We start from the raw sequence: 13,671 nt of genomic DNA on the forward strand, positions 1-13,671 counted from the left end.
ATGTTAGTTGATCAACTCGAGGTCGACCGGGATGTTTTCTTCGACCGTCTCCCCTTTCAAGTGCTTGACGGCAGCTTCGACACCCAATTTCCCAATCTCCGCCGGTTTTTGTGCGACTGTCGCGGCCATCGTCCCATCCTCGACCGCTTTGACGGCATCGTCCGTCGCGTCGAAGCCGATGACTTTGACATCGCTCAACCCTGCGCTACTGAGCGCCTGGACAGCCCCGAGTGCCATCTCATCGTTATGGGCAAATACTGCCACGATGTCTTTATTGTCTTGGAGAATGTTCTCCATGACCGTCAACCCTTGGGCCCGGTCAAAGTTGGCCGATTGTTTTGCGACAACGTCGAGTTTGCCATCGATTGCCTCGTTGAACCCTTGGCCACGGTCTCGTGTCGCTGACGCCCCTGGAATTCCTTCGAGTTCGACGACTTTCCCGCCTTCCCCGACGAGTTCGACCATGTATTCGCCAGCAAGCTTTCCGCCGGCAACGTTGTCTGATGCGACGTGCGCGACGACTTCGCCTGACTCAGCGTTGCGGTCGACCGTGATGACCGGGATGCCGGCATCGTTCGCGCTTTGGACAGCAGCGCCGACCGCTTCAGAATCGGTCGGGTTGATGAGAATCAAATCCATGCCTTTTTGAATCATATCTTCGACGTCACTCACTTGTTTCGCTGCATCGTTTTGTGCATCCGCGACCGTGAGTGTGGCGTCGAGTTCAGCCGCTTCTTCTTCCGCACCGTCTTTCAAGGCGACGAAGAACGGGTTATTGAGTGTAGAAATCGAGAGCCCGATTTTGAAGTCCCCGTCTTTTGTCTCTTGTTCCGAACTTGTTCCCGGTTGTTCCGTCGAACAAGCCGCCATGACGACCATTGTCAATACGAGTAGCCAAGCTGTCCATTTTTTCATCTTTAGTCGGCAAGGATACCCCTACTTCAATCGTGTCCCGGGCACAGCCCGACGATAAGTGGGGGAGGAATTTCCATCATCTTCGGTATAGGACACAATAATGCTAAACATGTGCATGATAACCGCTTATGAACTCCTACCTTGCCTCCTCCCTTCTATTAGTTAAGTCAATTCATTTTCCGCTAAAAAAACGGGTGTCGTTTATGTAGGGAAAGGTGGTGAATACCATGTCTACAATCACAGCAAAAATACAAATCTACATCCAAGCCTCTCAAGCCGCTACTATGAGGGCAACGATGGACGCAAGCCCGCACTTCAGACGGACCGTCAGTTCGTTAAGTGATGGGTCGTTGACCTTCCGTTTCCCCTTTCGATGATTACGCGTTTTGTTTTCGATCAAGGAGTACCGCGAACAAAATGACGGCTCCTTTGACGACAAGTTGGAAGAACGATGAGACCCCGAGCAAGTTCAAGCCGTTGTTCAACGTTCCGATAATGAGCGCCCCGATGAGCGTCCCGACAATCCATCCGCGACCGCCTGCAAGGCTCGTCCCCCCGAGGACGACGGCTGCGATCGCATCGAGTTCATATGACGTCCCGGCCGTCGGTTGCGCCGAGTTCAGACGTGACGTCAAGATGATGCCGGCGAGTGCGGCGAGCATACCGGACAACGAGTAAATCATGACTTTCACTTTGTTGACGCCAATCCCCATCAGCTTGGCGGCTTCCTCGTTGCCGCCGATGGCGTACGTGTGGCGGCCGAACGTCGTCTTCTTCAAGATGAAGTACAACACCCCGAACGCAATCAACATCGTGACGGCCGGCACCGGGATAATCCAGAGGTAACCGCGGCCGAGCATCTCGAACCACGTCGAATCGCCTAAACCCGTGATTGGACGACCGTCCGTATAGACGAGCGTCATCCCCCGATAAATCGTCATCGTCGCAAGTGTCGCGATGAACGGGGCCACTTTCCCGTACGTGATGACGGCACCGTTGAACGCGCCAAGTAACGCCCCGGCGATCAATCCGAGTGCGATCGCCATGACGGCGTGCTGCCCGTCGACCATCATCCCGGCGACAAACGCCGACGAGAGCGCCAAAATCGAGCCGACCGACAAGTCGATCCCCCCCGTCAAGATGACGAACGTCATCCCGAACGCGATCAGGGCGTTGATTGATACTTGGCGCAAGACGTTAAAGATGTTGTTGAGCGATAGAAAACCTGGCTCGAGCGCCGTGACGACGACGATAATGACGAGTAGACCAAACAACGGTCCGAGCTTTTGGCCCCAGCCAAGCTTTTGTGGTCGATTTAATGCAGTCGCTGCTTTCAATTCCATTTCACTGTCCTCCTGTCGCGTAAGTCATGACGCGCTCTTGTGTCGCCTCTTGTTTCGTGAGCGTCCCGGTGACGACGCCTTCGCGCATGACGACGATCCGATCGCTCATGCCGAGCACTTCCGGTAAATCGGATGACACCATGATGATGGCGACGCCGGATTCGGCGAGCTCGCTCATAATCGTGTAAATCTCTTTCTTGGCGCCGACGTCGACACCGCGTGTCGGCTCATCGAGGATGAGGACGTCTGGTTCCACACCGAGCCATTTCCCGAGCACGACTTTCTGTTGATTCCCGCCCGATAGCGACTTCACTTTTTGTTCCATCGAGTGGTGTTTGACACGCAACTTTTTCAAATAGTCGTCAGCAAACGTCTCTTCGGCTTGCTTCGAGATAATCGTCCCTTTCGCTCGCCGGTCGAGCGTCGGGAGCGAGAGGTTTTCCCGGAGCGAGAAGTCGAGCAACAACCCTTCGCCTTTGCGATCTTCCGTCAAGAAGGCGATGCCGTGACGAATCGCGTCACTCGGCTTTTTGATGCGAATCGGTTTGCCGTTCAGCTTGACCGTCCCGGCTTTGGCCCGGTCTGCCCCGAACAAGGCGCGCATCACTTCCGTCCGCCCTGCCCCCATGAGGCCCGAGAACCCGACGATTTCACCGGCACGGACGTCAAACGAGACGTTGTGGAACCGGTTACCTATCAATCCGTCCACTTCGAGCACGACGTCCCCGATTGTCGCGTTCCGGTCCGGGTAACGTTCGCCGATTTCTCGGCCGACCATCTCTTTGACGATCGCTTCGAACGATGTGTCCGCGATGCGGTGTGTCCCAATCGAGACGCCGTCACGGAGCACGGTGATGCGGTCACACAGTTCAAAAATCTCTTCCATCCGATGCGAGATATAGATGATGGACACCCCTTGGTCACGAAGCGCTCGTGATACCGCGAACAGCGCCCGAATCTCGCGGTCGGTGAGCGCGGCCGTCGGTTCGTCCATGACGATGACTTTCGCATCCGTCATGAGCGCCTTGGCGATCTCAATCATCTGCTGTTGCCCGACCGATAAGTTTTTCGCAAGTTCATCGACTTCCATGAACACGTTCAGCTCGGCCAAATATTCGCGGGCCCGACGCTTCATCTCTTGGTGCTTGATGACACCGAACGCACCCGTCAACTCGCGGCCGAGAAACAAGTTCTCCGTCACCGTCAACTCCGGCAAAATATTCAGCTCTTGATGGATGAAGGCGATGCCTTCACGCTCCGCTTCTTTCGGATGTTTGAATTGACGAACCGCCCCATCGATGACGACCTCGCCTTCGTCTTGCGTATGGAGTCCGGTCATCACTTTCATGAGCGTCGACTTTCCAGCCCCGTTCTCCCCCATCAGCGCATGAATCTCGCCAGGAAGGAGCTCGAAATCGACACCTTTTAACACGCTGACCGGTCCGAATGCCTTATGGATTTGTTTCAATTCGATATGCATCGAATCCCTCCTTAAAATATGACGCCCGCGTGCAAGATGACGTTCGCGTAAGGTGTCGCCTCACCCGTCCGGATGACGACTTTCGCCGTCGCGACTTCCCGTTTAAAGTCCTCATGGGAACATGTCGCTACCGTGTCGAACCGTTCGGTCAACGCTTTGGCGATTGCCTCGTTTTCCGTGAACACCTCATCGGCAATCGTGATCTGTTCGATGACCATGTCCGACTCGACCGCATCCAAGACGTCGAGGAACGACGGCTCTCCGAGGCGAAGCGCCAAATCGACGCGTTCGACTCCGTTTGGAATCGGCAGGCCGCAATCGGCAATGACGACTTTATCCGTATGGCCGAGATCGGCGAACACTTTCGTCAAATGGCTGTTCAAAATCCCATGCTTCTTCATCACACTCGCTCCAATCGCATCAAGACTTCTTCTCGTGTCGGCATCCCGCCTTGTGCACCGAACCCTTCCACACTCATGCCTGAAGCGACGACGGCAAAACGCACCGCTTCCAGCAAGGGACGACCTTCGACGAGACCGACCGCGAGCGCGCCGTTGAACGTGTCACCGGCTCCCGTCGTATCGACGACGTTCGCACGGATCGCCCGGATGTGCTGAATCCCTTCCCCGTCGTGGAAACGGACACCCCGCACCCCCTCTGTGACGATGAGCTTGTTCGGGAAACGGCGCAACACGTCCTCGATCGGCACATCGCCGAACAAATCACGGCATTCGTGTTCGTTCGGCGTCACGTACGTCACATTGTCGAGCAGCGTATCCGTGAGCGTTTGAGACGGGGCCGGGTTCAATAGGACCGGAATGTTTCGCTTTCGGCAGTAGGCACTCACGTGTTCGACCGTCTCGAACGGAATCTCGAGCTGGAGCAAGACGAGTGTGTCCTCGTCGAGCAGTGCGTCGAGTTCACCGTCAGTGAAGCGGACATGTTTGTTGGCTGATTGAACGACGACAATCGAATTGTCGCCTTCGGCGAGGACGATGTGTGCCGTCCCGGTCACATCTTCCACCGTCTGCAGATGACGGGTACCGACATGATGCGTCTCAAAATTTTGACGGATGCTCGACCCGAACGCATCCGAGCCGACACAGCCGACCATCTCGACCGTCCCGCCTAATTTAGCGGCAGCGACCGCTTGATTGGCTCCTTTTCCGCCGGGCACGGTTTGGAACGTGTTCCCGATCACCGTCTCTCCGGCGCGTGGACGTTTATCTGTCGTAACGACCAAATCCATCGAGATGCTTCCAATCACTACAATTCGGTTCATCTGTCTTGCCCCTTCCGTCTCGTCGTCTGCCGTTCCGTTAACGTAACCGGCAACAACATCTCTTTTGTCTCGACGTCTCGTTTTTCAATCAAGTCCAGCAACCGCTCTGTCGCGAGACGCCCCATCTCATAAATCGGCTGCGCGATCGTCGTCAGTGGCGGCGACGTCATCTCCCCGAGCTCGATGCCGTCATAACCGATCACCTGTAAGTCTTCCGGCACGCGCACGTCACGCCGTACCGCTTCTTGAAGCACGGCAGCGGCGATGACATCGTTTGCTGCGAACAGGCCATCGAACGGCCAGTGTGTATCAAATAACGTTTGTGCGGCCGTGAGCGCTTCTTTGAACGTGAAGTTCGAATGGGTCATCCCGATGAGGCGATCCCCAGCGACGTCAAGAAAGCCCTCGGTGCGCCGTTTCACGGTCTGCAATTGCTCGGGTCCAGCGATATGGACGAGACGCGTCGCGCCAGAGGTGATGAGTGTGTCGGCCGCGAGGCGCCCCCCTTCATACCCGTCTGAGATGACGGCATCAATGCCCGATTTCACGATTCGGTCAAGGGCTACCATCGGCAAGTCGAGCTTCTCATAGTTCGGGTTATCCGAATGATTCGTCGTGATGATCAAGCCGTCCACATGCATCGTCTGTAAGGCGACGAGATAGCCCTGTTCTTTCTCGAGTTGCTCGTCCGTGTTGCATAGGACGACTTGATACCCGTGCTGATTGGCGACATCTTCAATCGCACGTGCCAACTGTGGAAAGAACGGGTTCGTGATGTCAGGCATGATCAACCCGATTAACCCGGACGTCTTTGTAAATAAGGACCGTGCGACACGGTTCGGTGCGTAATCGAGATCGGCGATGGCCTGTTCGACGGCGGCTCGCGCCTCCGCGCTCACGTAGCCGTTATTGTTCATGACACGGGATACCGTCGCGACCGAGACGTTCGCCTGTTTCGCCACTTGTTTGATTGTCGCCATCTCCACACCCCCATTTTGGTAACGCTTACAAACACATCATAATGTGTAACCGGTTACATATCAAGCTTTATTTTTCGAAAAAAAACCGGATGACTCATCAGAGAGCCAAACGGTTCGTGTAGTCTTCTTTTGTGAGCACGTAGACGAGACTCGTTACGGTACGACCGTCTAACCGCGTCAGCTGTTGCGACGTCGTGAACGCATAGACGAATCCACATTTCTCGACGACACGTCGCGACTGTGCGTTGAAATCGAAATGCCCGCACCAGATGCGCTCGAGTCCAAGATTTTCAAACCCGTGGCGCAGCATCGCGCGCACCGCCTCCGGGATGTAGCCTTGTCCCCAAAATGCCGGATTCAATACGTACCCGATCTCCCGCTGCGCCTCGTGCTGAATATTCGGGTCCGGACGCCGGTCGTGCAACCCAATCGTCCCGATAACCTCGCCTGTCGCTTTCAACGTGATGGCCCATACGTCTTGGTCGGCTTGAAACATACGAATGACGTCGCGCGTTTCGTCAATCGATTGATGAGGAGCCCAACCCGCATTCGGGCCGACCCGGTCGTCTTTCGCATAAGGGTACATCATCTCCGCGTCATCGAGTAAAAAGGCGCGAAGTCGTAAACGTTCTGTCTCGAGTTGAATCATCTTGGACTCCTTCCCATCGTTTTTCCCTTGCTCGTTCAGGGAATGGATTGAACAGAGGAGGGATGACGATGCCGTTTGATTATGATTTAGACTTTGACACGATCGACTTCCGGGAGCAACCCGAACTGTATCGCGTCGGCCGCGGGGAGCAAGGGGTTCTCCTCGTCGAGCCATATAAAAGTGAGATTTTGCCACACTGGCGCTTCAAGACGCCGGACATCGCCAAGCAATCGGCGGATGAGATTATGGAGCTGTTTGAAGCATATCGCAACAATGACGACTTTGTCGGCATGGACATGGCCCGTAAGTTCATTCAAATGGGTTACACGCGGGCACGCCGCTATGCCAACTATAAAGGCGGACGCAAATATAAGGCGGACGGTGACATCCACGAGCGTGACATCGATGAAGAGAAGGCCGAATCGGCCCGCATCTTTAAAGAACGCTGGGATCAAATCCGAGCCGATGAGGACTATTTGAAACGAAAAAAGGCCCATCAACGCCAATACGGTTAATCAGTTCACCATGATGAGGAAGCGGGTCGTGCCTTTCTCAAACGATGCGATTTTCCGGAAGCCGGCGCCCTCATACAGCGGAACGGCTCGCTCATTGAACGCCGCAACGGTGAGTCGGACGGGCTTCCCGGTTCGTTTCGCTTCGACAAGCACAGTCTCAAGGAAACGCCGTCCACGGCCTTGTCCGGTCAAGTCCGGACGCATGCCGAGACCGAAATCGATGTGTGTATCGTCATACGTATATGTATCGTTCGGGACTTGGGCATAGTGCCCGAGGCAATAAAAGCCAATTAGTTCACCTGCTTCATGGACAGCCTGATAATGCATCAGTTCTTCGAGTCCTGATTGTGACGGAGTTTGATTATAGAAATCATACGGTGCCTCGTACGTCCACGACTGAATCGCGCGGGCGTCTTGTTCTGTCATCGGTTGGACGTTCATGTATGCCCTCCTCCTTGCGTCTCTTTGTTCGCGTTCGCAGAGGAGGATTCCTGGTTCGCCCACAAAAAAAGACGGGCTGGCCCCGTCTTTAATTTCGTGTCCACGTCGCCGTGATGTCGACATCGGCCGCGTGCATCAAATTGTGGATCGGACACCTCGCCTCGACACCTTTTTGAAGCTCCGCAATCCGCTCATCCGATTCGACCGTCTCGAGCACGATATGGACATGTACGTTCTCAAAATATGTCCGTATTCCTTCGACACCTTGGAAGCCGCGCGGGTCGAGCGTCCCTTCGGTCACGAACGTCACACCATCATAATCGAAGTTCTGGTCCTGCGCGACGTAGGCGATCATAATCGTCGTGCACGACGATAACGCACCAAGCAAATATTCGAGCGGGTTCGGTCCGGCGTCGGTGCCGCCGAGCCGCTCCGGTTCATCGACGATGAACGGAGCCAAGTCGCGGACGTGTACCGTCGTCTTCACCCCGGTCGATTCTCCTTCAGCGCGCATCGTCACTAACGGTTTCTCTGACATGACATCTCCTCCTTGTAACGGGTTATCGTGAGTCTGTTCCCGTTATTTCGGACCGTGTAACACGTCGTCATAAATAGCGTAGTCGTTCTTGCCGTCTTGCTTGATTTGGTACATCGCCTGATCGGCTTTATGGATGAGCGTATCGAGGTCGACCCCTTGCCCAGGAGAGAGGCTCACGCCGATGCTCGCCCGAATCGGAATCGATTGCCGTCCGAGCAAGAACGACTCCTCGCTGAGCGTCCGTTGCAGCCGTCTGACAAAATCGATGAGACGAGGCTCTGTCACATCTGTCAAGAAGATGTAGAACTCGTCGCCGCCGACCCGGGAAGCTAGACCGTTTTCCGGCGTGACCGATTCGAGCAACGTCCCGAGATGGATGAGGAACTCGTCGCCGACTTGGTGACCGTACGTGTCGTTGATCCCTTTAAACCCATCAAGGTCGAGGATGATGAGGGCAAGTGTGTCCGCTTGAAGCAGCGCTTGGTCGGCCTGGTCATAAAACGCGCGGCGGTTGGCGAGTTTCGTGAGCGGGTCGTGATACGCGAAAAAGCGAATCGTCTGTTCGGCCTCTTTGAACGAGTGCACGTCCCGGATGAGGATCATCCCGTGAACTTTTTGGTCGATATAGACGAAGTCGCCATCGATGACGACATAACGCTCTTGCCCCGTCTTCGTTTGAATCTTCGTCTCGAACTCGAGGAATTTCTTTTGTGCTTGGAAGTGCTGGCGGTAATGATGACACCACTCTTCCCGCTTTTTCTCCGGCAACAAGTCGACGAAACGTTCGTTGACGACCCGGACCGTATGGAACAACATCCGGGCGGCCGGGTTGGCGCTCTCGATGCGCCCGTTGTCGTCGACGAGCAGAATCGCGGACGGGTTCAAATTGTAGAGCGTCCCATATCGTTTCGCGTACGAGGCCAAGAAGTCGAGGCGGTTCATCGCCACGACGAGCGCGACGGCCCAGACGAGACCTCCATACATATAACCGTACGGCGGCATGACACCGCGGAATTGGAAATAACCGAACACGACGTCCCAGACGAGGACGGCGAGCGCCGTCCAAATGAGCATGCGTAGTACGCGCTGGTGCTCGGTTCGCTCTGCTCGTTTGAGCGCATAGACGAGCAAAAGGACGATGAGAAAATGGAACACGTTCCCAATCGTCATCGTGATCAAATACGAGGCGTTGAACTCAGGATAAATCCAAATTCCGACTTGGTCGAACCGTTGGCTGTTGATGATGTTCTCTTGACGGATGAACGTCAAGGCGACCGGGATGAGCGGTAAATAAAGGACATATGGGTAGAGCCATTTCGGCAACTTGGCTCCGACACCCGTCACTTTGAAGATAAAATGGACCGAGCACACAAAAATTAAAATCCCGGCGTTCCCGAACCAATACGTCACGAAGGCCGGACTGAGTTCAATCGGTGACAAATGACGGCCGAACTCTGCCAGGAACAACATCGCATAGCCGAAGACGAACAGACTGAGCAGCCGATGTTCGACTTGTCGCGGATTTCGAAGCAACACATCCAGTGCGAGATGGCTGAGCAGGAAGGCCGGTAAGAGATAAACGACCATATACGTAAACAGTGCGGTCATGGATGGACCCCTTTCTCAAGACAGGTACGTCTCTACTTTCTCTATCGGATGCATCGTTCCCTTTGTCGAGTCGATGCGCACATACAAAAAACGAGCGGGACTGAGGTCCGCTCGTTTTCGTCATCTCGTTATAACGTCTCTTCAATCGCCGTATCGCCTTTGACGAGGTCGATTGACTTGTTATAGGCCGCTTCGTGGCCAATCACATGGGCGAGGAAAGCCGCCACGTCGGCGCGTGGAACTTCACCGGTCGACACGTCCCCGGTCTTCACTTTCCCAGTCCCGACGTCATCCGTGAGCGCCCCTGGACGAACGATCGTGTATGTCAATCCGCTCTCCTCGAGCAGACGATCCGCGTGATGTTTCGCCACGTAATACGGTTTCATCTCATCCGGCCATGCCGAGCGGTCTTCCGCCTTCAACGCGCTCACCATGACGAACTGTTTCACACCTTGTTGTTTTGAAGCTTCGATACTTTTCGCTGCCCCGTCTAAATCGATCAAGAGCGTCTTATCGGCACCCGTATGTCCGCCAGAACCTGCTGCGAATACGACGACGTCGGCACCGTCGATGGCGTCTGCCAAGTTCGCGACGTCGCCTTCAAGGTCACCGAGTACGGCTTGATAGCCTTTGTTTTTAAAATCTTCGAGTTGTTCGTCTTTCCGTACCATCGCCGTCACCTCATGCTTGCCTTCCTCCTGTAAGCGTTCGACGAGCTGTTTTCCAATCTGTCCGTTCGCACCAATTACAAATACGTTCATCTGTCTTCCTCCTCGAATCGAATTCAGAGACACTTGAAACGTCGTGTGGCTGCTGCCACGTCCGGCGCCGAAGCGATGGCCGAGATGATGGCGACCCCGTCGGCCCCGTCACGTCGAATCAACTCGACATGTTCAGGCCGAATGCCCCCAATCCCCACAATCGGGAGCTCTCGGTACGCCGCCCGCACTTGACGGATGAGCGTCGTCCCGTTCACTTCCCCGGCGTCCGCTTTTGAGTCCGTCGGAAAGATGGGGCCGATGCCGACATAGTCCGCATGCACCATCGCCGTCGCCGCTTCTTCGAGCGAATGGACGGAGACACCGAGCCATTTGTCCGCCCCAATCATCTGTCTGACGCGACGGGCCGACGCATCTTCTTGCCCGACATGGACCCCGTCCGCGTCGAGCTTCATCGCCAGCTCGACATCATCGTTCACGATAAACGGGACGCCGTACGCGCGACAAAGTCGAAGCAACGTCCGGGCCACCGCTTCTTTTTGATCTCCATACAGTGCCTCATTTCCTTTTTCGCGAAATTGAAAACATGTGACGCCACATTGAAGTGCCGTCTCGACCGTCCGGAAGATGTCTTTTGTGTTCGTCGTTCCACAGATGAAGTACAGCTCTAGCTGTTCAGCGAGCTCGGCTCGTCGTGATCGTTTCAAGCGTGACACCCTCCTCTCCGTGCATCCCGTACGCCCAATGGTTCGTCGGTCCGTGCCCGGTTCCGATCTCGAGTCCATACGTGATGGCGCTTTGGATGAACCGCTTTGCCGTCACGGTTGCCTCAATCATCGGACGGCCTTTGGCGAGCTCGGCCGTGAGCGCCGCCGAGAACGTACAGCCAGTGCCGTGCGTGTCAAGCGTGTCGATACGCGGTGCCGAGACGAGGAAGGCCTCTGACGCCGTCAAGACGAGATCTTCGGCACGTTCACCCTCGAGATGACCGCCTTTTAAAACGACGGCCTTCGCACCGAGCGCCAAGATTCGTTCCGCCGCTTCAAGACGGTCTTGGAATGAGCGAATCGTCAAACCCGCCAACACTTCTGCTTCCGGCACGTTCGGCGTGACGACGGTCGCGAGCGGCAACAACGCCGTCTTGAGCGCCTCGACAGCCGTGTCTTGAAGCAAAGACGCCCCCCCTTTTGCGATCATGACCGGGTCGACGACGAGCTGTTTGAACGCATGCCGCTTCACGCCGGAAGCGACGGTCTCGATTCGACTCGCATCGAACAACATCCCGGTCTTGCACGCCTCGATTGAAAAATCGGAGCCGATCGCATCGAGTTGTTGCGCGAGCAATTCAGCCGATACCGCTTCGACGCCATGCACACCCCGTGTGTTTTGCGCCGTGACTGCCGTCAAGACGCTCGTCCCGAATACACCGAGCTCTTGAAACGTCTTCAAATCGGCTTGAATGCCGGCGCCGCCGCCCGAATCAGATCCGGCAATCGTCAACACTTGTGCGCGCTTCATGACACCACCTCAATCCGGTCACTCGGCAGTTCGACCGCGGTCATCTTCCCAAGCTCGTTCAAGAAATGAATTGGGAAATCGCCCGATCCCTCGGCACGTGCGGTCGCGAGTTCCCCGCAACGGGCGTATCCGGCGAGCGCCGTCGATGTCGCGGTCATCGCGTCAGCCTCAACCGCAAGAAACGCGCCGACGACCGCGCTGAGCAGACAGCCGGTCCCGGTCGTCCGCGTCATCGTTTCGGTTCCTCCTTTGATTTCAATCGTCACGTCCCCGTCGCTGACGACATCCGTCTCTCCGGTCATCGCGACGACACAGCGATACCGTTTGGCCGCCTCGCGCGCGACGTCTGTCACGTCTTGCAACGCTTCTCCCGTATCGACCCCGCGCGCGTGCGCCGTCCGGTCAATCAATGTCGCCATCTCACCGGCGTTCCCCCGGATGACCGTCACCTGCACCTGCTCGAGGATCGCAGTCGCCACTTGACGTCGAAACGCCGTCGCACCGACACCGACCGGATCGAAGACGATAGGACGTCCTGCAGCGTTCGCCGCTTGTCCCGCTCGAATCATCGTCCTTTCCGTCGTCGCATCGAGCGTGCCGATATTCAACACGAGCGCATCGCTCACCGTCGCCATTTCCGCTACTTCCTCGACAGCGGACGCCATGACCGGTGACGCACCGATCGCGAGCAATCCGTTCGCCGAGAAGTTGGCGACGACGATGTTCGTAACGTTATGGATGAGCGGCCGCTCGGCCCGTACCTTATCCCACAAATCACGCTTCATCGGCTCACCTCCACCGGTACGTCCCACGTCTCGAGCGTCCAGGCCATCTGCCAAAACGCCACTTCGTAATAACAGCTCTTCAAGAACAACTGACGGTAACGTTTGCGTTCGGCTTCTGTCGCTTGCTCGGCCAACAGGTCGAGCCGTTCAATCTGTTCTTCGACGAGTTCGCGGAACCATTCCGACCCATACGTCGCAATCCAAGCCGTATAGATCGGATGCTCCGGCTTTGCATCTTTCAATCGTTCGCCAATCTCGTAGTATACCCAGTAGCACGGTAAAATCGCTGCGAGTACGTCCCCGAGCGTCGGTCCGGCTTGTTGCATGTGCATCGCGTACGCATATGCGGTCGGCGCCGGCTCGAACGTACGTCGCTCTTCCTCGGTCACATCAAGCATCGTGAAGAACTCACGATGTAACGCGTGTTCCGCCTCGATCGTGTGGAGCGCGTGTGTCAAAAAACGGCTCGACAGTTCCATATTTTGCGCCACGATTGCCCCTCTCGCCTGCACTTTCGAAAATTGGTTCAGATAGTATGAGTCTTGCAGAACATAGTGGCGAAACTTCGCCTCGTCGAGCGTCCCTTCGCCGAGTGATCGGACGAACGGGTGGTCAAAACTCGCTTGGAACAAAGTATCCGCTTCTTGTCGGATGTGTTGGGTGAACGTCATGATGAACTCCTCCTTTTGTATGAAAAAACGCCGCCTCCCATAACGGAAGCGGCGTCGGACATACAGCGTGAGAAAAGTCGTTTCGCCCACTTCCCTCCGCTAGCGTGAACTAGATCAGGTTCAAAGGGTCTGGACCTCGTCCATCTCAGCCGCGTCATGCGACTCCCCTAGTGGCAAACATTATGAAATTCGGTCGTCTTCGGACACATCATATCAATCTTTCGCTG

General features: G+C 55.8%; 16 protein-coding genes and 1 riboswitch. Of the genes, 1 reads left to right on the forward strand and 15 read right to left on the reverse strand.

Features of this window, described 5'->3' with window-relative positions:
• Window positions 1-3: 3 nt before the first annotated feature.
• The 7 genes from rbsB to RT52_RS06780 form a co-directional block, all read right to left on the reverse strand.
• Window positions 4-915 (reverse strand): ribose ABC transporter substrate-binding protein RbsB, encoded by a 912-nt coding sequence (rbsB, locus tag RT52_RS06750; RefSeq protein ID WP_034807738.1) that lies wholly within the window; start codon window positions 913-915, stop codon window positions 4-6.
• 377 nt (window positions 916-1,292) lie between these two features.
• Window positions 1,293-2,258, reverse strand: a complete 966-nt coding sequence (locus tag RT52_RS06755; RefSeq protein ID WP_024371256.1) for an ABC transporter permease subunit — start codon at window positions 2,256-2,258, stop codon at window positions 1,293-1,295.
• Window position 2,259: 1 nt separating this feature from the next.
• Complete coding sequence (locus tag RT52_RS06760) at window positions 2,260-3,738, reverse strand: sugar ABC transporter ATP-binding protein (protein ID WP_034816143.1); 1,479 nt, start codon at window positions 3,736-3,738, stop codon at window positions 2,260-2,262.
• 11 nt (window positions 3,739-3,749) lie between these two features.
• A complete protein-coding gene (gene rbsD / locus RT52_RS06765) occupies window positions 3,750-4,139 on the reverse strand; it encodes a D-ribose pyranase (protein WP_034816147.1) in 390 nt (129 codons plus the stop codon).
• The gene (gene rbsK / locus RT52_RS06770; protein ID WP_034816149.1) at window positions 4,139-5,020 is read right to left on the reverse strand and encodes a ribokinase; all 882 of its coding nucleotides are present in this window, start codon (window positions 5,018-5,020) and stop codon (window positions 4,139-4,141) included. The genes rbsD and rbsK overlap by 1 nt, the downstream gene beginning before the upstream one ends.
• On the reverse strand, window positions 5,017-6,000 hold the full coding sequence (locus RT52_RS06775) for a LacI family DNA-binding transcriptional regulator (protein ID WP_034816152.1): 984 nt from the start codon (window positions 5,998-6,000) through the stop codon (window positions 5,017-5,019). Before RT52_RS06775 ends, rbsK begins: the two co-directional genes overlap by 4 nt.
• Window positions 6,001-6,097: 97 nt before the next feature.
• Complete coding sequence (locus tag RT52_RS06780) at window positions 6,098-6,649, reverse strand: GNAT family N-acetyltransferase (protein ID WP_034816154.1); 552 nt, start codon at window positions 6,647-6,649, stop codon at window positions 6,098-6,100.
• A gap of 68 nt (window positions 6,650-6,717) precedes the next feature.
• On the opposite strand from RT52_RS06780, the gene RT52_RS06785 reads away from it, so the two are divergent.
• The gene (locus RT52_RS06785; protein WP_034816158.1) at window positions 6,718-7,164 is read left to right on the forward strand and encodes a DUF4385 domain-containing protein; all 447 of its coding nucleotides are present in this window, start codon (window positions 6,718-6,720) and stop codon (window positions 7,162-7,164) included.
• On the opposite strand, the gene RT52_RS06790 is transcribed toward RT52_RS06785, so the two are convergent.
• From RT52_RS06790 to tenA, 8 genes are all read right to left on the reverse strand, one after another.
• Window positions 7,165-7,605 carry a GNAT family N-acetyltransferase gene (locus RT52_RS06790; protein ID WP_034816159.1) on the reverse strand — a complete coding sequence of 147 codons (441 nt, stop codon included), beginning with the start codon at window positions 7,603-7,605 and terminating at the stop codon, window positions 7,165-7,167.
• 88 nt (window positions 7,606-7,693) lie between these two features.
• A complete protein-coding gene (locus RT52_RS06795) occupies window positions 7,694-8,143 on the reverse strand; it encodes an OsmC family protein (protein ID WP_034816160.1) in 450 nt (149 codons plus the stop codon).
• Window positions 8,144-8,185: 42 nt separating this feature from the next.
• On the reverse strand, window positions 8,186-9,751 hold the full coding sequence (locus RT52_RS06800) for a diguanylate cyclase domain-containing protein (RefSeq protein ID WP_034816163.1): 1,566 nt from the start codon (window positions 9,749-9,751) through the stop codon (window positions 8,186-8,188).
• 128 nt (window positions 9,752-9,879) lie between these two features.
• The gene (locus RT52_RS06805; RefSeq protein WP_034816166.1) at window positions 9,880-10,512 is read right to left on the reverse strand and encodes an SDR family oxidoreductase; all 633 of its coding nucleotides are present in this window, start codon (window positions 10,510-10,512) and stop codon (window positions 9,880-9,882) included.
• 23 nt (window positions 10,513-10,535) lie between these two features.
• On the reverse strand, window positions 10,536-11,177 hold the full coding sequence (gene thiE / locus RT52_RS06810; protein ID WP_034816168.1) for a thiamine phosphate synthase: 642 nt from the start codon (window positions 11,175-11,177) through the stop codon (window positions 10,536-10,538).
• Window positions 11,146-11,988, reverse strand: coding sequence for a bifunctional hydroxymethylpyrimidine kinase/phosphomethylpyrimidine kinase (gene thiD / locus RT52_RS06815; protein ID WP_034816170.1), 843 nt, complete (start codon window positions 11,986-11,988; stop codon window positions 11,146-11,148). The genes thiE and thiD overlap by 32 nt, the downstream gene beginning before the upstream one ends.
• Entirely contained in the window at window positions 11,985-12,773 is a 789-nt protein-coding gene (gene thiM, locus RT52_RS06820) for a hydroxyethylthiazole kinase (protein WP_034816177.1), read from the reverse strand. Before thiM ends, thiD begins: the two co-directional genes overlap by 4 nt.
• Entirely contained in the window at window positions 12,770-13,444 is a 675-nt protein-coding gene (gene tenA, locus RT52_RS06825; RefSeq protein ID WP_034816178.1) for a thiaminase II, read from the reverse strand. The genes thiM and tenA overlap by 4 nt, the downstream gene beginning before the upstream one ends.
• 74 nt (window positions 13,445-13,518) lie before the next feature.
• Window positions 13,519-13,623: riboswitch (TPP riboswitch) on the reverse strand.
• Window positions 13,624-13,671: the final 48 nt, after the last annotated feature.

The organism is Exiguobacterium alkaliphilum 12/1, assembly GCF_000714435.1.
In the GTDB taxonomy this organism is placed as follows: Bacteria; Bacillota; Bacilli; order Exiguobacteriales; family Exiguobacteriaceae; genus Exiguobacterium; species Exiguobacterium alkaliphilum.

Bases quoted from the DNA above. Each gene is read 5' to 3' on its own strand.
- rbsB (WP_034807738.1), bottom strand. From the start codon at position 915: ATGAAAAAATGGACAGCTTGGCTACTCGTATTGACAATGGTCGTCATG.
- RT52_RS06755 (WP_024371256.1), bottom strand. From the start codon at position 2,258: ATGGAATTGAAAGCAGCGACTGCATTAAATCGACCACAAAAGCTTGGC.
- RT52_RS06760 (WP_034816143.1), bottom strand. From the start codon at position 3,738: ATGCATATCGAATTGAAACAAATCCATAAGGCATTCGGACCGGTCAGC.
- rbsD (WP_034816147.1), bottom strand. From the start codon at position 4,139: ATGAAGAAGCATGGGATTTTGAACAGCCATTTGACGAAAGTGTTCGCC.
- rbsK (WP_034816149.1), bottom strand. From the start codon at position 5,020: ATGAACCGAATTGTAGTGATTGGAAGCATCTCGATGGATTTGGTCGTT.
- RT52_RS06775 (WP_034816152.1), bottom strand. From the start codon at position 6,000: ATGGCGACAATCAAACAAGTGGCGAAACAGGCGAACGTCTCGGTCGCG.
- RT52_RS06780 (WP_034816154.1), bottom strand. From the start codon at position 6,649: ATGATTCAACTCGAGACAGAACGTTTACGACTTCGCGCCTTTTTACTC.
- RT52_RS06785 (WP_034816158.1), top strand. From the start codon at position 6,718: ATGCCGTTTGATTATGATTTAGACTTTGACACGATCGACTTCCGGGAG.
- RT52_RS06790 (WP_034816159.1), bottom strand. From the start codon at position 7,605: ATGAACGTCCAACCGATGACAGAACAAGACGCCCGCGCGATTCAGTCG.
- RT52_RS06795 (WP_034816160.1), bottom strand. From the start codon at position 8,143: ATGTCAGAGAAACCGTTAGTGACGATGCGCGCTGAAGGAGAATCGACC.
- RT52_RS06800 (WP_034816163.1), bottom strand. From the start codon at position 9,751: ATGACCGCACTGTTTACGTATATGGTCGTTTATCTCTTACCGGCCTTC.
- RT52_RS06805 (WP_034816166.1), bottom strand. From the start codon at position 10,512: ATGAACGTATTTGTAATTGGTGCGAACGGACAGATTGGAAAACAGCTC.
- thiD (WP_034816170.1), bottom strand. From the start codon at position 11,988: ATGAAGCGCGCACAAGTGTTGACGATTGCCGGATCTGATTCGGGCGGC.
- thiM (WP_034816177.1), bottom strand. From the start codon at position 12,773: ATGAAGCGTGATTTGTGGGATAAGGTACGGGCCGAGCGGCCGCTCATC.
- tenA (WP_034816178.1), bottom strand. From the start codon at position 13,444: ATGACGTTCACCCAACACATCCGACAAGAAGCGGATACTTTGTTCCAA.